General features: G+C 73.0%; 20 protein-coding genes. 19 read left to right on the forward strand and 1 reads right to left on the reverse strand.

Annotated elements, in window-relative coordinates:
- Window positions 1-110 precede the first annotated feature (110 nt).
- From aroC to nusB, 8 genes are all read left to right on the forward strand, one after another.
- Window positions 111-1,295 (forward strand): chorismate synthase, encoded by a 1,185-nt coding sequence (aroC, locus tag HPT28_RS06805; RefSeq protein WP_219090026.1) that lies wholly within the window; start codon window positions 111-113, stop codon window positions 1,293-1,295.
- A complete protein-coding gene (locus HPT28_RS06810) occupies window positions 1,292-1,807 on the forward strand; it encodes a shikimate kinase (RefSeq protein WP_219090027.1) in 516 nt (171 codons plus the stop codon). Before aroC ends, HPT28_RS06810 begins: the two co-directional genes overlap by 4 nt.
- Complete coding sequence (gene aroB / locus HPT28_RS06815) at window positions 1,804-2,898, forward strand: 3-dehydroquinate synthase (protein ID WP_219090028.1); 1,095 nt, start codon at window positions 1,804-1,806, stop codon at window positions 2,896-2,898. Before HPT28_RS06810 ends, aroB begins: the two co-directional genes overlap by 4 nt.
- A complete protein-coding gene (aroQ, locus tag HPT28_RS06820; protein ID WP_219090029.1) occupies window positions 2,895-3,374 on the forward strand; it encodes a type II 3-dehydroquinate dehydratase in 480 nt (159 codons plus the stop codon). Before aroB ends, aroQ begins: the two co-directional genes overlap by 4 nt.
- A 139-nt stretch (window positions 3,375-3,513) precedes the next feature.
- Window positions 3,514-4,419 carry an AAA family ATPase gene (locus HPT28_RS06825; RefSeq protein ID WP_219090030.1) on the forward strand — a complete coding sequence of 302 codons (906 nt, stop codon included), beginning with the start codon at window positions 3,514-3,516 and terminating at the stop codon, window positions 4,417-4,419.
- A gap of 57 nt (window positions 4,420-4,476) precedes the next feature.
- The gene (locus HPT28_RS06830; protein WP_219090031.1) at window positions 4,477-5,592 is read left to right on the forward strand and encodes an aminopeptidase P family protein; all 1,116 of its coding nucleotides are present in this window, start codon (window positions 4,477-4,479) and stop codon (window positions 5,590-5,592) included.
- A gap of 71 nt (window positions 5,593-5,663) precedes the next feature.
- On the forward strand, window positions 5,664-6,230 hold the full coding sequence (gene efp, locus HPT28_RS06835; protein ID WP_219090032.1) for an elongation factor P: 567 nt from the start codon (window positions 5,664-5,666) through the stop codon (window positions 6,228-6,230).
- Window positions 6,231-6,232: 2 nt separating this feature from the next.
- Complete coding sequence (gene nusB / locus HPT28_RS06840) at window positions 6,233-6,658, forward strand: transcription antitermination factor NusB (RefSeq protein ID WP_219090033.1); 426 nt, start codon at window positions 6,233-6,235, stop codon at window positions 6,656-6,658.
- A 257-nt stretch (window positions 6,659-6,915) separates the two neighbouring features.
- Here the strand turns inward: nusB and bldD are convergent, their stop codons facing one another.
- Window positions 6,916-7,416, reverse strand: coding sequence for a transcriptional regulator BldD (bldD, locus tag HPT28_RS06845; protein WP_191208980.1), 501 nt, complete (start codon window positions 7,414-7,416; stop codon window positions 6,916-6,918).
- A 314-nt stretch (window positions 7,417-7,730) separates the two neighbouring features.
- Here bldD and pyrR point away from each other — a divergent pair, with 314 nt between their 5' ends.
- The 11 genes from pyrR (at window position 7,731) to rpoZ (ending at window position 19,610) form a co-directional block, all read left to right on the forward strand.
- On the forward strand, window positions 7,731-8,360 hold the full coding sequence (pyrR, locus tag HPT28_RS06850) for a bifunctional pyr operon transcriptional regulator/uracil phosphoribosyltransferase PyrR (RefSeq protein ID WP_219090034.1): 630 nt from the start codon (window positions 7,731-7,733) through the stop codon (window positions 8,358-8,360).
- A 107-nt stretch (window positions 8,361-8,467) separates the two neighbouring features.
- On the forward strand, window positions 8,468-9,469 hold the full coding sequence (locus HPT28_RS06855) for an aspartate carbamoyltransferase catalytic subunit (RefSeq protein WP_219090035.1): 1,002 nt from the start codon (window positions 8,468-8,470) through the stop codon (window positions 9,467-9,469).
- Complete coding sequence (locus HPT28_RS06860) at window positions 9,466-10,758, forward strand: dihydroorotase (RefSeq protein ID WP_219090036.1); 1,293 nt, start codon at window positions 9,466-9,468, stop codon at window positions 10,756-10,758. The genes HPT28_RS06855 and HPT28_RS06860 overlap by 4 nt, the downstream gene beginning before the upstream one ends.
- A complete protein-coding gene (locus tag HPT28_RS06865) occupies window positions 10,755-11,366 on the forward strand; it encodes a hypothetical protein (RefSeq protein ID WP_219090037.1) in 612 nt (203 codons plus the stop codon). The genes HPT28_RS06860 and HPT28_RS06865 overlap by 4 nt, the downstream gene beginning before the upstream one ends.
- Window positions 11,366-12,508, forward strand: a complete 1,143-nt coding sequence (carA, locus tag HPT28_RS06870) for a glutamine-hydrolyzing carbamoyl-phosphate synthase small subunit (protein WP_219090080.1) — start codon at window positions 11,366-11,368, stop codon at window positions 12,506-12,508. Before HPT28_RS06865 ends, carA begins: the two co-directional genes overlap by 1 nt.
- Entirely contained in the window at window positions 12,501-15,815 is a 3,315-nt protein-coding gene (gene carB / locus HPT28_RS06875) for a carbamoyl-phosphate synthase large subunit (protein WP_219090038.1), read from the forward strand. The genes carA and carB overlap by 8 nt, the downstream gene beginning before the upstream one ends.
- A 128-nt stretch (window positions 15,816-15,943) precedes the next feature.
- Window positions 15,944-17,065 (forward strand): quinone-dependent dihydroorotate dehydrogenase, encoded by a 1,122-nt coding sequence (locus HPT28_RS06880; RefSeq protein ID WP_219090039.1) that lies wholly within the window; start codon window positions 15,944-15,946, stop codon window positions 17,063-17,065.
- On the forward strand, window positions 17,062-17,916 hold the full coding sequence (gene pyrF, locus HPT28_RS06885) for an orotidine-5'-phosphate decarboxylase (protein WP_308119114.1): 855 nt from the start codon (window positions 17,062-17,064) through the stop codon (window positions 17,914-17,916). The genes HPT28_RS06880 and pyrF overlap by 4 nt, the downstream gene beginning before the upstream one ends.
- A gap of 240 nt (window positions 17,917-18,156) precedes the next feature.
- The gene (locus HPT28_RS06890; RefSeq protein WP_219090040.1) at window positions 18,157-18,477 is read left to right on the forward strand and encodes an integration host factor, actinobacterial type; all 321 of its coding nucleotides are present in this window, start codon (window positions 18,157-18,159) and stop codon (window positions 18,475-18,477) included.
- A gap of 83 nt (window positions 18,478-18,560) precedes the next feature.
- Complete coding sequence (gmk, locus tag HPT28_RS06895; protein ID WP_219090041.1) at window positions 18,561-19,148, forward strand: guanylate kinase; 588 nt, start codon at window positions 18,561-18,563, stop codon at window positions 19,146-19,148.
- A 192-nt stretch (window positions 19,149-19,340) separates the two neighbouring features.
- On the forward strand, window positions 19,341-19,610 hold the full coding sequence (rpoZ, locus tag HPT28_RS06900) for a DNA-directed RNA polymerase subunit omega (RefSeq protein ID WP_219090042.1): 270 nt from the start codon (window positions 19,341-19,343) through the stop codon (window positions 19,608-19,610).
- The last annotated feature ends 54 nt before the right edge of the window (window positions 19,611-19,664 follow it).

Raw genomic sequence — 19,664 nt, forward strand, 5'->3', positions numbered from 1 at the left:
CCGCCCGTCCGGCGCTGCCCCGAAACGGCGTCCGGGTGCTGGACCGGCGCTCGGGGGGCGGCCCCGGCGTGGGAAGATCAGGGCAAGCACTGGCGGAATGAGGAGCACCGTTGAGCAGGTTGCGCTGGCTGACCGCGGGGGAGTCGCACGGCCCCGCACTCGTGGCGACGCTGGAGGGGCTGCCCTCCGACGTCACGATCACCACGGAGATGGTGGCGGACGCGCTCGCCCGGCGGCGGCTCGGCTACGGGCGCGGTGCCCGGATGAAGTTCGAGCGGGACGAGGTCACCTTCGTCGGCGGCGTCCGGCACGGCCGCACGCTCGGCTCGCCGGTCGCCATCATGGTCGGCAACACCGAGTGGCCCAAGTGGGAGCAGGTGATGGCCGCCGACCCGGTCGACCCGCAGGAGCTGGCCGAGCTCGCCCGCAACGCGCCCCTCACCCGGCCCCGGCCCGGCCACGCCGACCTCGCCGGGATGCAGAAGTACGGCTTCGACGAGGCGCGCCCGGTGCTGGAGCGCGCCTCCGCCCGGGAGACGGCGGCCCGGGTGGCTCTCGGCACCGTCGCCCGCTCCTACCTGAAGGAGACGACGGGCATCGAGATCGTCTCGCACGTCGTGGAGCTGGGCGCCGCCCGCGCCCCGCACGGCTGCGTGCCCGTCCCCGCGGACGTGGAGCGGCTGGACGCCGACCCGGTGCGCTGCCTGGACGAGGCAGCGAGCGCGGCGATGGTCGCCGAGATCGACCAGGCGCACAAGGACGGCGACACCCTCGGCGGTGTCGTCGAGGTCGTCGCCCACGGGGTGCCCGTCGGGCTCGGCAGCCACGTCCACTGGGACCGGCGGCTGGACGCCCGCCTGGCCGCCGCGCTCATGGGCATCCAGGCGATCAAGGGCGTCGAGGTCGGCGACGGCTTCGACCTCGCGCGGACGCCGGGCTCCAAGGCGCACGACGAGATCCTGACCACCCCCGAGGGCATCCGGCGCGCCTCCGGCCGCTCCGGTGGCACCGAGGGCGGGCTGAGCACCGGCGAGCTGCTGCGGGTGCGCGCCGCCATGAAGCCCATCGCCACCGTGCCCCGGGCCCTGGCCACCGTCGACGTCGCCACCGGGGAGCCGGCCCAGGCCCACCACCAGCGCTCCGACGTGTGCGCGGTGCCGGCGGCCGGCATCGTGGCCGAGGCGATGGTGGCCCTCGTACTGGCCGACGCCGTCGCGGAGAAGTTCGGCGGGGACAGCGTCACCGAGACCCGGCGCAACGTCCGCGGCTTCCTCGACCACCTGGCGATCCGGTGACGGGCCCCGCGATCATCCTCGTCGGGCCCATGGGCTCGGGGAAGTCGACGGTGGGCCGCCTGCTCGCCGAGCGGCTCGGTCTCGGCTTCCGCGACACCGACGCCGACATCGTCGAGGAGGCGGGCAAGCCCATCGCCGACCTGTTCGTCGAGGAGGGCGAGCCGCACTTCCGGGAGCTGGAACGCGCCGCCGTCCGCCGCGCGGTGGAGGGCCACGAGGGCGTCCTGGCCCTCGGCGGCGGGGCGGTCATGGCCGCCGAGACCCGCGCGCTGCTGTCCGGACGGCCGGTGGTCTTCCTGGAGATGGAGGTCGGGGAGGCGGTCAGGCGCGTCGGTCTGGACGCCCCGCGGCCCCTGCTGGCCATCAACCCCCGCCAGCAGTGGCGCACCCTCATGGAGGAGCGCCGCCCGCTGTACACCGAGGTCGCCCGCGTGGTGGTCTCCACCGACAACCGCACCCCGGACGAGGTCGCGGACGAGATCCTGGACGCCCTGGAGCTGAGGAAGGCATGAGCAGCACCGAGACCCCCACCCGGATCACCGTCGCGGGCACCGGCCACGAACCGTACGACGTGCTCATCGGGCGGCAGCTCCTGGCCGAACTGCCCGGCCTGGTCGGCGAGCGGGCCCGGCGGGTCGCCGTGCTGCACCCCGAGGCGCTGGCCGAGACCGGCGAGGTGGTGCGGGCGGACCTGGCCGAGCAGGGCTACGAGGCCATCGCGATCCAGCTGCCCAACGCCGAGGAGTCGAAGACCGCGGAGGTCGCGGCCTACTGCTGGAAGGCGCTCGGCCAGACCGGCTTCACCCGCACCGACGTGATCGTCGGCGTCGGCGGGGGAGCGACGACGGACCTCGCCGGGTTCGTCGCCGCGACCTGGCTGCGCGGGGTGCGGTGGATCGCCGTCCCGACCACCGTGCTCGGCATGGTCGACGCCGCCGTGGGCGGCAAGACGGGCATCAACACCGCCGAGGGCAAGAACCTGGTGGGCGCGTTCCACCCGCCCGCCGGAGTCCTGTGCGACCTGGCGGCGCTGGACTCGCTGCCGGTCAACGAGTACGTCAGCGGGCTCGCGGAGGTCGTCAAGGCGGGCTTCATCGCCGACCCCGTGATCCTCGACCTCATCGAGGCCGACCCGCAGGGCGCACGGCGTCCCGACGGGCCGCACACCACCGAGCTCATCGAGCGGTCGATCAGGGTGAAGGCCGACGTCGTCTCCGCCGACCTCAAGGAGTCGGGCCTGCGGGAGATCCTGAACTACGGTCACACCCTCGCCCACGCCATCGAGAAGAACGAGCGGTACAACTGGCGGCACGGCGCGGCCGTGTCCGTGGGCATGGTCTTCGCCGCCGAGCTCGGCCGCATCGCCGGGCGGCTGGACGATGCCACCGCCGACCGGCACCGCCGCGTGCTGGAGGCCGTCGGACTGCCCGTCACCTACCGCGGCGACCAGTGGCCCAAGCTGCTGGACACCATGAAGGTCGACAAGAAGACCCGCGGCGACCGGCTGCGCTTCATCGTGCTGGAGGGCCTCGCCCGTCCCGCCGTGCTGGAGGGCCCCGACCCGGCGATGCTCCTCGCCGCGCACGCGGAGATCGCCGCATGAGCGGGACGGACCAGGCCCCACGCCCGGTGCTCGTCCTCAACGGGCCCAACCTCGGCCGGCTCGGCTCCCGGGAGCCGGACGTCTACGGCTCGACCAGCTACGCCGGCCTCGTCGAGCAGTGCACCGCGCTGGGCGCCGAACTCGGCTTCGCCGTCGAGGTACGCGAGACCAACGACGAGGGCGAGATGGTGCGCTGGCTGCACGAGGCGGCCGACGGCTCCGTGCCCGTCGTCATCAACCCCGGGGCGTTCACGCACTACTCCTACGCCCTGCGCGACGCGGCGGCCCAGCGCACGGCCCCGCTGATCGAGGTGCACATCTCCAACCCGTACGCACGCGAGGAGTTCCGGCACACCTCGGTCGTCGCGGCCGTGGCCAGCGGCACCGTCGCCGGCTTCGGCCTCGGCTCCTACCGGCTCGCCCTGCGCGCCCTGGCCGAGCAGCTCACCGAGTCCGCCACCGCCAGGAGACCCTGAACGGCCGGAACGGGCACTTTCCCGCCCGCCCCGGCCGTTCACACCTCGGCCGGTCGCACGGCCGGAAGACGGTACCGTGCGGTGAACTGAACGGTGGGCGTGCGGAGATCGCGCGCTCCGGACGACGGAGTGGTACCGGATGCAGCAGTACGTGGGACCCGCACACGGCGGGCGCCCTCCCGCCCCTCCCGGCCACCCGCCGCCTCCTCCCGGGCCGTCGGCCGCCCGCGGACCCGGCTGGGCGGGTCCGCCGCCGCACGGTGCGCCGCCCGCCGTCCCGCCCCGTCCCGCGCCGGGCGAGCCGGCTCCCGCACCGCAGCCGACCGCCCCGCCGCATCCCGGTGGCGGCTCCCAGCCCGCGCCCCCGCCGCGCTCCGAGGGCACCGGCCAGGTGCGGCTGCCGGTCGGCGCCCCGGTGCAGATACCCACACCCCCGGCACGGCCCACCCCCGGCACGGCTCCGCAGGACGGTCCGTTGGAGGCCACCCAGGTCCCCGTCGCCGTCCTGCTCATCGGCCCGGCCGGAGCGGGCAAGACGACCGTCGCCCGCTACTGGGCCGAGCGCCGCCGGGTGCCCACGGCCCACATCAGCCTCGACGACGTCCGCGAGTGGGTGCGCGCCGGTTTCGCCGACCCGCAGCGGGGCTGGAGCGACGGCTCCGAGGCCCAGTACCGGCTGGCCCGCCGGACCTGCGGCTTCGCCGCCCGGAACTTTTTGGCCAACGGCATCTCCTGCATCCTCGACGACGCCGTCTTCCCCGACTGGCCGGTCGTCGGCCTGGGCGGCTGGAAGCGCCACGTCGGCCCCGGGCTCATCCCCGTCGTCCTGCTGCCCGGTCTCGACGTCGTCCTCGAACGCAACGCCGAGCGCAGCGGCAACCGCCGGCTCTCCGACGAGGAGGTGGCCCGCATCCACGGCCGCATGGCCGGCTGGTACAGCAGCGGACTGCCCATCATCGACAACACCCGGCACGGCGTGGAGGCCACCGCGCGGCTGTTGGACGAGGCCGTCGCCCGCAGCCTCGCCAGCCCGCCCTCCTGGTAACCCCCGTCCGGCCCCGCTCGGACGGCCCCCCGGCCCGCCGCGCCGTAGGCTCGGTGCATGTCCGAGGTGCACATGGCCCGACGCTCCCGCCTCCGCGAACGCTCCACGGCGACCGGGGCGGCCGACGGAACGGCCGTCCTGGTCTCCACCCCGGCCAACCTGCGATACCTCACCGGCACCGCCCCGCCCGATGCCGTCCTGCTGCTCGACCCGGACGGGTACGACACCCTGGTGACCCGCGCCAGCGGCGTCCCGCCCGCCCTGGGCGACGGAACGGACGCCCTGCGGGTGCGCGCCCTGACCGCACCCGGCGGTGACCCCGTCGTCACCGCCGCGGAGCTGGCGGGCCGGGGCCGCATCCGCGTCCTCGCGGTGGAGGAGCACCACCTCACGGTGGCCCGCCACCGGGCCCTGGCGGCCGTGGCCCCGCATCTGCGCCTCGCCGACCTGGGCACCGCTGTGGAGCAGCAGCGGCTGGTCAAGGACGAGGACGAGATCGCCGCCCTGCGCATCGCGGCCGAGATCACCGACCAGGCCCTCGGGGAGCTGCTGGAGTCGATCCTCGTGGGCCGCACCGAGCGCCACCTGGCCCTGGAGCTGGAACGGCGGCTGATCGACCACGGCGCCGAGGGGTCGGCCTTTCCCACCAGCGTCGGCACCGGGCGGAACTCCGGGCTCGCCGATCACGTCCCCACCGACCGCAGGGTGGAGGAGGGCGACTTCCTCACGGTGCGCCTCGGCGCACGCTACCGCGGGTACCGGTGTCGCATCGGTCGCACGTTCGTCATCGGCACGGCCCCGGCCGACTGGCAGATCCAGCTGTACGACCTGGTGTTCGGCGCCGAGCGGGCGGCACGGGAGGCGCTCGCCCCCGGGGCGCAGTACCGCGCGGTGGACCGCGCGGCGCGCCAACTCCTGGACGCGGAAGGGTACCCGGACGCCCTCGGCCGGGCGGTGGGCGCGGGGGTGGGCCTCGAAATCGGAGAGGACCCACTCCTGTCCCCCGAGGCCGTGGGTAAACTGGACGCTTGTGTGCCGGTCACCGTCGAGCCGGGGGTTCACCTCCCCGGGCGGGGCGGAGTCCGGATCGATGACACACTCGTCGTCCGTGCTCAGTCGGACGGCGGGCCGGAGCTACTCACCATCACGACCAAGGAGCTGCTCGCTCTGTAGCGTGCCGGCCGGTCCCCGGGCCGGGCGGGCCTTGGTCCCGTAAAGCAGCGTCTGTAGGAGATTCCGCGACCGTGGCCACCACGAACGACCTGAAGAACGGCATGGTGCTCAAGCTCGACGCGGGCCAGCTCTGGTCCGTTGTCGAGTTCCAGCACGTCAAGCCCGGCAAGGGCCCTGCCTTCGTGCGCACCAAGCTGAAGAACGTGCTGTCCGGCAAGATCGTCGACAAGACGTTCAACGCCGGCACGAAGGTCGAGACGGCCACCGTGGACCGACGCACGATGCAGTTCTCGTACATGGACGGCGAGTACTTCGTCTTCATGGACATGAGCACGTACGACCAGCTCCCCGTCGACCGCAAGACCGTCGGCGAGGCCGCCAACTACCTCATCGAGGGCTTCGAGGCCACGGTGGCGATGTACGAGGGCAACGTCCTCTTCGTCGAGCTGCCCGCCTCCGTCGAGCTGACCATCGAGCACACCGACCCGGGCGTCCAGGGCGACCGTTCCACCGGCGGCACCAAGCCCGCCCGCCTGGAGACCGGCTTCGAGATCGGCGTCCCGCTGTTCATCACCACCGGCGAGAAGGTCAAGGTCGACACCCGCTCCGGCGAGTACCTCGGCCGGGTGAACAGCTAACCGTGGCCGCTCGCACCAAGGCACGCAAGCGGGCCTTCCAGATCCTCTTCGAGTCGGACCAGCGCGGCGCCGACGTCGCCTCGGTCCTGGCGGACTGGGTCCGGCACGCCCGCAGCGACACCCGGCAGCCGCCCGTGAGCGCGTACACGATGCAGCTCGTGGAGGGGTACGCCAAGCACGCGGACCGCATCGACGAGCTGATCTCCTCGCACTCGGTCGGCTGGACGCTGGACCGGATGCCGGCCGTCGACCGCAACCTGCTGCGGCTGGGCGCGTACGAGCTGCTGTGGGAGGAGGAGACGCCCGACGCCGTGGTCCTCGACGAGTGTGTCCAGCTCGCCAAGGAGTTCTCCACGGACGAGTCGCCCGCCTTCATCAACGGCCTCCTCGGCCGGCTGAAGGATCTCGGCCCGACTCTGCGCGGCTGAAACCCGGCGGCGGACGGCTCACCGACACCCCGACGCAAGGCCCCGGAACCCGCTCGGAAGCGGGTTCCGGGGCCTTCGCCGTGGGCTGACCGGAAGACCGCCCGGGCAGCCGCACCCCGCCCGGCGGCCGCGCTCTGGGCCCGGCGGGGGCGGTGCGGCGCACGGTGGGCGGGTGTGCGACGGGGCTCCCTGTGCCTCCGCCCCCCGCCCGGAAGCCGGGCGGGGGGCGGAGGCACGTTTCTTCGGAGGTCTCGCCGTCAGGCGTCCTCGTGGGCGACCGCGCGGCGCGCGTCCGCGTCCAGCACGCCCCAGCTGATCAGCTGCTCGGTCAGCACCGAGGGCGACTGGTCGTAGATGACGGCCAGTGTGCGCAGGTCGTCCTGGCGGATCGAGAGCACCTTGCCGTTGTAGTCGCCGCGCTGGCTCTGGATCGTCGCCGCGTAACGCTGCAACGGCCCGGCCTTGTCGGCCGGGACGTGGGCGAGGCGCTCCAGGTCCAAAACGAGCTTCGGCGGCGGCTCGGCTGCTCCACCCGGCGTGCTGCCGGGCAGCAGTTCCTGCACCGGGACGCCGTAGAAGTCCGCCAGCTCGGCGAGGCGCTGCACGGTCACCGCGCGGTCCCCGCGCTCGTACGAGCCCACCACGACCGCCTTCCAGCGGCCCTGGGACTTCTCTTCGACGCCATGGAGGGAGAGGCCCTGCTGGGTGCGGATCGCCCGGAGCTTGGCTCCGAGCTGTTTGGCGTATTCGCTGGACATGTGGCTCCCCGGAAAGAGGCGTTGGTAACTCACTGTGAGGTTACGCAGCGTAATGTACGCCGTCAAGCCGGGGACGTCGACCACCTGTGCCGCATCGGCCCCACCAGCCTCGCCAGCCCCCGCTGACCAGCGGTGATGTGAAAGTCGGAGCGTCGGCCGTCCGGGGGGCCGTCCGAGCGGTTCCCGCGGCCGCCGCGCGACGGACGCCCCCGGGGCGGCGGCGGACGCCCGGCCGCCGCCTGGTACCGTTGACGCGCACCACCAGGCGTCCTTTAAAGCCCGTCCCGTGAGGCGGGGAAGGAGGTCCGTTACCCATGGACAGCAACACCGGCGGCACCAGCCAGGCCGCACCCGCCCGCCCCGTGCTCGAGGGGCCGGACATCGCGCGCGTCCTCACGCGCATCGCTCACGAGATCGTCGAGCGCGCCAAGGGCGCGGACGATGTCGTCCTTCTCGGTATCCCCACCCGCGGCGTCCACCTCGCCCGGCGGCTCGCGGCCAAGCTGGAGGAGATCACCTCCCGGCCCGTCCCGGTCGGCTCGCTGGACATCACGATGTACCGCGACGACCTGCGGCTGCGCCCCGCCCGCGCCCTCGCCCACACCGAGATCCCCGGAGACGGGATCGAGGGCTCCCTCGTCGTCCTCGTCGACGACGTGCTCTTCTCCGGACGGACGATCCGCGCCGCGCTCGACGCCCTGGGTGACCTCGGCAGGCCCCGCGCCGTGCAGCTCGCCGTGCTCGTCGACCGGGGCCACCGCGAACTGCCCATCCGCGCCGACTACGTGGGCAAGAACCTGCCCACCTCGCTGCGCGAGACGGTCCGCGTCCAGCTCACCGAGGAGGACGGCCGCGACGGCGTGCTGCTCGGCCTCCGCGAGGCGGCCGACGCGGGAGCGTCCCCCTCCGAGGACCGGAAGGCCGCGCCGGCCGACGACCGGTAGCGCCCACCGGCGCACCGACGACTCCCGCCGAGACACCCGGCCGGGCCCGCCACGCGCGCCCGCCCGGCCACCCGGCACGCCCGTCCCCACCCCACGGAAGGCAACAGATGAAGCGCCACCTCATCTCGGCCGCCGATCTCTCCCGCGACGACGCCGTCCTCATCCTCGACACCGCCGAGGAGCTGGGCCGCCTCGCCGACCGGCCGATCAAGAAGCTGCCCACCCTGCGCGGCCGCACCGTCGTCAACCTCTTCTTCGAGGACTCCACCCGCACCCGCATCTCCTTCGAGGCGGCGGCCAAACGGCTCTCCGCCGACGTGATCAACTTCTCCGCGAAGGGGTCCTCGGTCTCCAAGGGCGAGTCCCTGAAGGACACGGCGCTGACCCTGGAGGCGATGGGCGCGGACGCCGTCGTCATCCGGCACCACGACTCCGGGGCCCCGCACCGGCTGGCCACCTCGGGCTGGATCGGCGGCTCGGTCGTCAACGCCGGGGACGGCACCCACGAGCACCCCACCCAGGCCCTGCTGGACGCCTTCACGTTGCGCCGCCGCCTCGGCGCGGGCACCGGGAAGGACCTCAGCGGCCGCCGGGTCACCATCGTCGGGGACATCCTGCACAGCCGCGTCGCCCGTTCGGGCGTCCGGCTGCTGAGCACCCTCGGCGCCGAGGTCACCCTCGTCGCCCCGCCCACGCTCGTCCCCGTCGGCGTCGACGCCTGGCCGTGCGAGGTCTCGTACGACCTGGACGCCGTGCTCGGCAAGTCCGACGCCGTCATGATGCTGCGCGTGCAGCGCGAACGCATGAACGCCGCCTACTTCCCCACCGAGCGCGAGTACGCCCGCCGCTACGGGCTGGACGGCACCCGCATGGCCCGCATGCCCGAACACGCCGTCGTCATGCACCCCGGGCCGATGAACCGCGGTATGGAGATCACCGCCGACGTCGCCGACTCGCCCCGCTGTACCGCCGTCGAGCAGGTCACCAACGGGGTCAGCACGCGCATGGCCGTCCTGTATCTGCTGCTCGGCGGCGCGCTGCCCGGCGGAGCCCCCGCCGGGACGGCCGCCGACACCACCCACGAGAGCACCGCCGAGGAGACCAAGTGACCACCGAGAAGACCCTGATCCGCGGCGCGCGCGTCCTCGGCGGCCCCGCCCAGGACGTCCTCGTCGCGGGCGAGAGCATCGCGGAGGTCGGCACCGGGCTGTCCGCCGCCGGCGCGACCGTCGTCGAGGCCGAGGGGCTCGTCCTCCTGCCCGGCCTGGTCGACCTGCACACGCACCTGCGCGAGCCCGGCCGCGAGGACTCCGAGACGGTCCTCACCGGCACCCGGGCCGCGGCCAGGGGCGGCTTCACCGCGGTGCACGCGATGGCCAACACCTTCCCCGTCGCCGACACCGCGGGCGTCGTCGAGCAGGTGTGGCGCCTCGGCCGCGAGTTCGGCTACTGCGACGTGCAGCCCGTCGGCGCCGTCACCGTCGGGCTCGCGGGCAAGCAGCTCGCCGAGCTGGGGGCCATGCACGAGTCGGCGGCCGGGGTCACCGTCTTCTCCGACGACGGCAAGTGCGTGGACGACGCGGTGATCATGCGCCGCGCCCTGGAGTACGTGAAGGCCTTCGACGGCGTCGTCGCCCAGCACGCGCAGGAGCCGCGGCTGACCGAGGGCGCCCAGATGAACGAGGGCGTCGTCTCCGCCGAGCTGGGTCTCGGCGGCTGGCCGGCCGTCGCGGAGGAGTCGATCGTCTCCCGCGACGTCCTCCTCGCCGCGCACGTCGGCTCCCGTGTGCACATCTGCCACCTGTCCACCGCCGGCTCGGTGGAGATCGTGCGCTGGGCCAAGTCCAAGGGCTGGAACGTCACCGCCGAGGTCACCCCCCACCACCTGCTGCTCACCGACGAGCTGGTCCGCTCCTACGACCCCGTCTACAAGGTCAACCCGCCGCTGCGCACCCAGGACGACGTCCTCGCCCTGCGCGCCGCCCTGGCCGACGGCACGATCGACTGCGTGGCCACCGACCACGCCCCGCACCCGCACGAGGACAAGGACTGCGAGTGGGGCGCCGCCGCCATGGGCATGGTGGGCCTGGAGACGGCCCTGTCCGTCGTGCAGCACACCATGGTCGACACCGGGCTGCTGGACTGGGCCCAGGTCGCCGACCGGATGTCGTTCCGGCCCGCCCGCATCGGCCGCCTGACCGGCCAGGGGCGTCCCGTCTCGCCCGGCGAGCCCGCCAACCTCACGCTCGTCGATCCGGCATACCGTGGACAGGTGAACCCCGCGGGCTTCGCCTCGCGCAGCCGTAACACCCCCTACCGGGACCGCGAGCTGCCGGGCCGCGTCACGCACACCTTCCTGCGGGGCCGGGCCACGGTGACAGACGGGAACCTCGCGTGAACGCAACGGTACGGACTTACCTCGCCGACACCGCCCTCGCGGCCGAGCGCCAGTCGCAGGAGGTGACGGACTGGGCCTCCCGGATCGGGTGGACGGTCGGCATCCTGCTTGTCATCGCGCTGGTGTACTGGCTGATGCGCGAGGGCTGGAAGTGGCGCGCCACGCTCCAGCACGACCTGCCCGAGCCCGCCGCCGTCCCCGAGGACGCCGGAGCCGCGCAGCTGACGCTCGACGGCCGCTACCACGGCAGCACCACCGCGGGCCAGTGGCTCGACCGCATCGTCGCGCACGGCCTCGGCACCCGCAGCCGGGCGGAGCTGACCCTCACGGACGAGGGCCTCACCGTGCTGCGTCCCGGTGCCCGGGACTTCTTCGTCCCCACCGACGCACTGCGCGGCGCCCGGCTCGACAAGGGCATCGCCGGCAAGGTCCTCACCGAGGGCGGCCTGCTGGTGATCACCTGGCAGCTCGGCACCCGCACCCTGGACTCCGGCTTCCGAGCCGATCACCCCGCCGAACACGCGGCGTGGGTCGAGGCGGTCACCACCGTCACCACCTCCTCCGGCGACAGTGCCGTCGCCGGGCAGCACGACCGGGAAGGCGCATGATGACGACCTCCACCCGTACCACCGCACCGGCAGCCGCCGTACTCGTCCTGGAGGACGGCCGGGTCTTTCGCGGCCGTCCCTACGGGGCCGTGGGCGAGACCTTCGGCGAGGCCGTCTTCTCCACTGGCATGACCGGCTACCAGGAGACCCTCACCGACCCCTCCTACCATCGCCAGGTCGTCGTGATGACCGCCCCCCACGTGGGCAACACCGGCGTCAACGACGAGGACCCCGAGTCGCGGCGCATCTGGGTCGCCGGCTACGTCGTCCGCGACCCCGCCCGCGTCCCGTCCAGCTGGCGGTCCGTGCGCACGCTCGACGAGGAGCTGGCCGCACAGGGGGTCGTGGGCATCAGCGGCATCGACACCCGGGCCCTGACCCGTCACCTGCGCGAGCGTGGCGCGATGCGTGTCGGCATCTTCTCCGGAGACGCCGTCGAGACCGACGCGGCGCTGCTCGCCCGCGTCCGGCAGGCGCCGGAGATGAAGGGCGCCGACCTGTGCGGCGAGGTGGCCACCCGCGAGCCCTACGTCGTCCCGGCCGTCGGCGAGAAGCGCTTCACCGTGGCCGCCGTCGACCTCGGCATCAAGGGCATGACCCCGCACCGCATGGCCGAGCGCGGCATCGAGGTGCACGTCCTGCCGGCCTCGTCCTCGCTGGAGGACGTCTACGCCGTGCGCCCCGACGGCGTCTTCTTCTCCAACGGACCCGGCGACCCGGCCACGGCCGACCACCCCGTCTCGCTCGTGCGGGGCGTGCTGGAGCGCGGCACCCCGCTGTTCGGGATCTGCTTCGGCAACCAGGTCCTCGGCCGTGCCCTCGGCTTCGGCACCTTCAAGCTCAAGTACGGTCACCGCGGCATCAACCAGCCGGTGCAGGACCGTGCCACCGGCAAGGTCGAGATCACCGCGCACAACCACGGCTTCGCCGTCGACGCGCCGCTGGACGGCCCGTCGGACACGCCCTACGGGCGGGCCGAGGTCAGCCACGTGTGCCTCAACGACAACGTCGTCGAGGGGCTGCGTCTGCTCGACCGCCCCGCCTTCAGCGTCCAGTACCACCCCGAAGCGGCGGCCGGTCCGCACGACGCGGCCTACCTGTTCGACCGCTTCGTCACCCTGATGGAGGGCCAGCGTGCCTAAGCGCACCGATATCCAGTCCGTCCTGGTCATCGGCTCCGGCCCGATCGTCATCGGGCAGGCCGCCGAGTTCGACTACTCCGGCACCCAGGCGTGCCGCGTGCTCAAGGCCGAGGGCCTGCGCGTCATCCTGGTGAACTCCAACCCGGCGACGATCATGACCGACCCGGAGGTCGCCGACGCCACCTACGTCGAGCCGATCACCCCCGAGTTCGTCGAGAAGATCATCGCCAAGGAGCGGCCCGACGCCCTGCTGCCCACCCTCGGCGGGCAGACCGCGCTGAACACGGCCATCTCCCTGCACCAGGCCGGCACCCTCGACAGGTACGGCGTCGAGCTGATCGGCGCCAACGTCGAGGCGATCAACAAGGGCGAGGACCGCGACCTGTTCAAGGAGGTCGTCGAGGCCGTCAACGCCAAGATCGGCCACGGTGAGTCGGCCCGCTCGGTCATCTGCCACAGCATGGACGAGGTCATCGCCGGCGTCGACGAGCTCGGCGGCTACCCCGTCGTCGTCCGCCCCTCCTTCACCATGGGCGGCGCGGGCTCCGGCTTCGCCCACGACGAGGACGAGCTGCGCCGCATCGCCGGCCAGGGCCTCGCCCTCTCGCCGACCACCGAGGTGCTCCTGGAGGAGTCCATCCTCGGCTGGAAGGAGTACGAGCTGGAGCTGATGCGCGACAAGCACGACAACGTCGTGGTCGTCTGCTCCATCGAGAACTTCGACCCCATGGGCGTGCACACCGGCGACTCGATCACCGTCGCTCCGGCGATGACGCTCACCGACCGCGAATACCAGGTCCTGCGGGACGTCGGCATCGCCGTCATCCGCGAGGTCGGCGTGGACACCGGCGGCTGCAACATCCAGTTCGCCGTCAACCCCACCGACGGCCGGGTCATCGTCATCGAGATGAACCCCCGCGTCTCCCGCTCCTCGGCGCTCGCCTCCAAGGCCACCGGCTTCCCGATCGCCAAGATCGCCGCGAAGCTCGCCGTCGGCTACTCCCTGGACGAGATCCCCAACGACATCACCGAGCAGACGCCGGCCTCGTTCGAGCCCACGCTCGACTACGTCGTGGTGAAGGCGCCGCGCTTCGCCTTCGAGAAGTTCCCGCTGGCCGACAGCACCCTCACCACGACCATGAAGTCCGTCGGCGAGGCCATGGCCATCGGCCGGAACTTCACCGAGGCCCTGCAGAAGGCGCTGCGCTCGCTGGAGAAGAAGGGCAGCCAGTTCGACTTCACCGGCCCCGCCGGGGACAAGGACGCCCTCCTGGCCGAGGCCCGCCGCCCCACCGACGGCCGCATCAACACCGTCATGGGGGCCATCCGCGCCGGGGCGAGCCCCGAGGAGGTCTTCGCGTCGACGAAGATCGACCCCTGGTTCGTCGACCAGCTCTTCCTCATCAAGGAGACCGCCGACGAGCTCGCGGCCGCCGAGCTCCTCACCCCGGAGATCCTCGCCCAGGCCAAGCGCCACGGCTTCTCCGACGCGCAGATCGCCTCCCTGCGGGGCCTGCGCGAGGACGTCGTCCGCGAGGTCCGGCACGCCCTCGGCGTCCGCCCCGTCTACAAGACCGTCGACACCTGTGCCGCCGAGTTCGCCGCCCGCACCCCGTACTTCTACTCCTCCTACGACGAGGAGAGCGAGGTCGCGCCGCGCGAGAAGCCGGCCGTGGTCATCCTGGGCTCCGGGCCCAACCGCATCGGCCAGGGCATCGAGTTCGACTACTCCTGCGTGCACGCCTCCCTCGCGCTGAGCGAGGCCGGCTACGAGACGGTCATGGTCAACTGCAACCCCGAGACCGTCTCCACCGACTACGACACCTCCGACCGGCTCTACTTCGAGCCGCTCACGCTGGAGGACGTCCTGGAGATCGTGCACGCGGAGCAGCAGGCGGGCCCGGTGGCCGGTGTCGTCGTCCAGCTCGGCGGTCAGACACCGCTGGGCCTGGCCCAGGCGCTCAAGGACAACGGCGTCCCCGTCGTCGGCACCCCGCCCGAGGCCATCCACGCCGCCGAGGACCGCGGCGCGTTCGGCCGTGTCCTGACCGAGGCCGGGCTGCCCGCGCCCAAGTACGGCACCGCCTACTCCTTCGACGAGGCCAAGACGATCGCCGCGAGCATCGGCTACCCCGTCATGGTCCGCCCCTCCTACGTGCTCGGCGGGCGGGGCATGGAGATCGTCTACGACGAGCCGTCCCTGGGCGCCTACCTGGAGCGGCACGCCGGGCTCATCTCCGAGCACCCCGTCCTCATCGACCGCTTCCTCGACGACGCCATCGAGATCGACGTCGACGCCCTCTACGACGGTGAGGAGCTCTACCTCGGCGGCGTCATGGAGCACATCGAGGAAGCCGGCATCCACTCCGGCGACTCGGCCTGCGCCCTGCCGCCGATCACCCTCGGCGGGTACGACATCAAGCGGCTGCGCGCCTCCACCGAGGCCATCGCCCGCGGAGTCGGCGTGCGCGGGCTGATCAACATCCAGTTCGCCCTGGCCGGGGACATCCTCTACGTGCTGGAGGCCAACCCCCGCGCCTCCCGCACCGTGCCGTTCACCTCCAAGGCCACCGCCGTGCCGCTGGCCAAGGCCGCCGCCCGCATCTCGCTCGGCTCCACCATCGCCGAGCTGCGTGCCGAGGGTCTGCTCCCGGCCGAGGGCGACGGCGGCACCCTGCCGCTGGACGCGCCCATCTCCGTCAAGGAGGCCGTCATGCCCTGGACCCGCTTCCGGGACGTGCACGGGCGCGGCGTGGACACCGTCCTGGGCCCGGAGATGCGCTCGACCGGCGAGGTCATGGGCATCGACTCCGTCTTCGGCTCGGCCTACGCCAAGTCCCAGGCAGGCGCCTACGGCGCCCTGCCGACGAAGGGACGGGCGTTCGTCTCGGTCGCCAACCGTGACAAGCGCTCGATGATCTTCCCCGCCCGGGAGCTGGTCGCCCTCGGCTTCGAGCTGCTGGCCACCTCCGGCACGGCGGAGGTGCTGCGGCGCAACGGCATCAACGCCACCGTCGTGCGCAAGCAGAGCGAGGGCGAGGGGCCGAACGGCGAGAAGACCATCGTGCAGCTCATCCACGACGGCCAGGTCGACCTCATCATCAACACCCCGTACGGCACCGGCGGCCGGCTGGACGGCTACGACATCCGCACCGCGGCCGTGGCCCGCGCTGTGCCGTGCCTGACCACGGTCCAGGCCCTCGCGGCGGCCGTCCAGGGCATCGAGGCCCTCGGGCGCGGCGAGGTCGGTGTCCGCTCCCTCCAGGAACACGCCGAACACCTGCACGCCGCACGCGGCGCCCGCTGACGGGAGAGGGGGACGCCGCCGGCGTCCCCCTCACTCGCGTCGGGCCCGCGCCGCACCGGCCTCCGCGGCCCCCGCGCACCGGCTCCACGACCCGCGCCGCACCCGGCGCCACACGAAGGCATCCACGCATGTACCGCCTGATGTTCCACCTCCTCTTCCGCCGTCTGGACCCCGAGAAGGCCCACCACCTCGCCTTCGGCTGGATCCGGGCCCTGGCCCGCGTCCCGGTTCTCCGGACCTTCGCCGCGGCCATCCTCGCCCCGCGCCACCGCTCGCTGCGGCTGGTGGCCCTCGGCCGCCGCATGCACGGGCCGTTCGGTCTGGCCGCGGGCTTCGACAAGAACGCCGTCGGCATCGACGGGCTGACGATGCTCGGCTTCGACCACGTGGAGATCGGCACCGTCACGGCCGAGCCGCAGCCGGGCAATCCGCCCCGGCGGCTGTTCCGGCTGGTCCCCGACCGCGCCCTGATCAACCGCATGGGCTTCAACAACGAGGGCTCCGCGGCCGTGGCCGAGCGGCTGGCCGCCCGGGCCGCCACCCGGCCCCCGTTCCGCGCGCTGGTCGGCGTCAACATCGGCAAGACGAAGGTCGTCCCCGAGGAGGAGGCCGTCGCCGACTACGTCACCTCGACCGAGCGCCTGGCGCCCTACGCGGGTTACCTCGTCGTCAACGTCTCCTCGCCCAACACCCCGGGGCTGCGGAACCTCCAGGCCACCGAGCAGCTCAGGCCGCTGCTCACCGCCGTACGCGAGGCCGCCGACCGGGTGACGACGGGACGGCGCGTGCCCCTGCTGGTCAAGATCGCCCCCGACCTGGCCGACGCCGACGTCGACGCCGTCGCGGACCTCGCCGTCGAGCTGGGCCTGGACGGGATCATCGCCACCAACACCACCATCGCCCGCGAGGGCCTCGGTCTCACCTCGCCCGAGCGGCTGACGGAGGAGGCCGGCGGCCTGTCCGGGGCCCCGCTCAAGGAGCGCTCGCTGGAGGTCCTGCGCCGGCTGTACGCCCGCGTCGGCGACCGGCTGACCCTCGTCGGCGTCGGCGGCATCGAGACCGCCGACGACGCCTGGGAGCGCATCCTGGCCGGCGCCACCCTGGTCCAGGGCTACAGCGCCTTCGTCTACGAGGGTCCGCTGTGGCCCCGGCGCATCCACCAGGGCCTCGCCGAGCGGCTGGCCGCGAGCCCGTATCAGACCCTCGCCGACGCCGTCGGTGCCGACACCCGCAGGCCGGAGGCCCCGTGACCGTCACCCCGACCACCGCGCCCGGCGAGTCCTTCGGCGTCCGGCTGCGCCGCGCCATGGACGAGCGCGGCCCCTTGTGCGTGGGCATCGACCCGCACGCCGCGCTGCTGGAGCAGTGGGGCCTGGCCGACGACGTCGCCGGGCTGGAGCGCTTCACCCGCACCGTCGTGGACGCCCTCGCCGACCGGGTGGCCGTCTTCAAGCCGCAGTCCGCCTTCTTCGAGCGCTTCGGCTCCCGCGGCGTCGCCGTCCTGGAGCAGGCGCTCGCGGACGCCCGCTCAGCCGGGGCGCTGGTGCTCATGGACGCCAAGCGCGGCGACATCGGCTCGACGATGGCCGCCTACGCCGCGGCCTACCTGGACCGCCGCAGCCCGCTGTTCTCGGACGCCGTGACGCTGAGCCCCTACCTCGGCTTCGGCTCGCTGCGCCCCGCCCTGGACACCGCCCGCGCCAACGGAGCCGGGGTCTTCGTCCTCGCCCTGACCTCCAACCCCGAGGGCCCCGAGGTGCAGCGCGCGACGGCCGCGGACGGCCGGACGGTGGCGCAGGTCGTGCTCGACCACCTCGCGGCCGAGAACGCCGGAGCCGAGCCGCTCGGCTCGTTCGGGGCGGTGGTGGGCGCCACGCTCGGGGAGGCGAAGGCCGAGCTGGCCGTCAACGGCCCCCTGCTGGCCCCGGGCCTCGGCGCCCAGGGCGCCGGCCCGAAGGATCTGCCCAGGGTGTTCGGGGACGCGCTGCGCAACGTGCTCCCGACGGTCAGCCGCGGGGTGCTGCGGCACGGTCCGGAGGCCGCCGCGCTGCGTGCCGCCGTACAGGCGGAGACGGACGCGCTGGTGGCGGTTCTGGGCTGAGTGCGGCCCCGCGACGGCGCCCGTTCGGCACTACCGTTGAGTAATGTCCGGAAAAGTCCTGTTCGGCTTGAGTCTGACCAGGACTTTTCCGCTGTTCTCGCTGACTGTGGCGCCGCGGGGGGCTAGTCTCCGATCAGAGCGGCGTGAACAGGCGCGTTGCTCGTTGCCCCGCCCAGGTGGGGCTACTAGGTTCCTCAGCGATCCATATCCGACCAGTTCGATATCCGAGGTGACGAAGGCGTGGCTCTTCCGCCCCTTACCCCTGAACAGCGCGCAGCCGCGCTTGAGAAGGCCGCCGCGGCTCGCCGGGAGCGCGCCGAGGTCAAGAACCGGCTCAAGCACTCGGGTGCCTCCCTGCACGACGTCATCGAGCAGGGCCAGAAGAACGACGTGATCGGCAAGATGAAGGTCAGCGCCCTTCTGGAGTCCCTGCCCGGCGTCGGCAAGGTCCGGGCCCGCCAGATCATGGAGCGGCTCGGCATCTCCGAGAGCCGCCGGGTCCGCGGTCTCGGCTCCAACCAGATCGCCGCGCTCGAGCGAGAGTTCGGCGCCAACACCTGACCGGGTGACGCCATCGGGTGCGGATTCCGCGGTGAGACCGCCCCCGTGGCCCGGGCACTTCCGGAAACCGGGATAATCGCTGCATGACTACTCCCGTCTCCCGGGGGGAAACCCCGGCGCCCCCGGAAAGACACCCGCGGCTGACCGTGCTCTCCGGCCCCTCCGGGGTCGGCAAGAGCACGGTCGTGGCCCATCTGCGCACCGTGCACCCCGAGGTGTGGCTCTCGGTCTCGGCGACCACCCGCAGGCCGAGGCCTGGCGAGCAGCACGGCGTGCACTACTTCTTCGTCGACGACGAGGAGTTCGACAAGCTCGTCGCCAACGGCGAGCTGCTGGAGTGGGCCGAGTTCGCCGGCAACCGGTACGGCACCCCGCGCCGCGCGGTGCTGGAGAAGCTGGAGGCCGGCGAGCCGGTGCTCCTGGAGATCGACCTCCAGGGCGCCCGGCTGGTGCGCTCGTCGATGCCCGAGGCCCAGCTCGTCTTCCTGGCTCCGCCGAGCTGGGACGAGCTGGTGCGACGGCTGACGGGCCGGGGCACGGAGGCGCCCGAGGTGATCGAGCGCCGGCTGAGCGCCGCCCGCACCGAACTGGCGGCCGAGCCGGAGTTCGACGTGACGCTGGTCAACACCTCCGTCGAGGACGTGGCCGCGGAACTGCTAGCCTTGCTCTGATGACCTGGGGCGGTACGCGACGGGCCCGGTCGGCCCGACGGGTCCAGCAGGCCCGACGAGCCCGGCGAGCCCGACGAGATCGCCGAGCGGCCACCGTCTCGGTTCGCCCCCGATCATCCGCCCTGATCAGGCGCCGCCCGGCCCCCGGGCCGCCCGATCGACGAACGTCTCATCCACTCCGGAAGGCAGAGCGTGTCCTCTTCCATCGCGACGCCCGAGGGCATCATCAATCCGCCGATTGACGAGCTGCTCGAGGCCACTGACTCGAAGTACAGCCTGGTGATCTACGCGGCCAAGCGTGCCCGCCAGATCAACGCGTACTACTCGCAGCTCGGTGAGGGCCTCCTGGAGTACGTCGGCCCCCTCGTGGACACCCACGTCCACGAGAAGCCGCTGTCGATCGCACTCCGCGAGATCAACGCCGGTCTGCTGACCTCCGAGGCCGTGGAGTCCGCGAGCTGACCCCGGCCCGGTGAACGCGAGACCTCAGGCCCGGCAGCGCGGCTGCCGGGCCTG

The sequence above is a fragment of the Streptomyces sp. JJ38 genome (assembly GCF_019303475.1).
Lineage (GTDB): Bacteria > Actinomycetota > Actinomycetes > Streptomycetales > Streptomycetaceae > Streptomyces.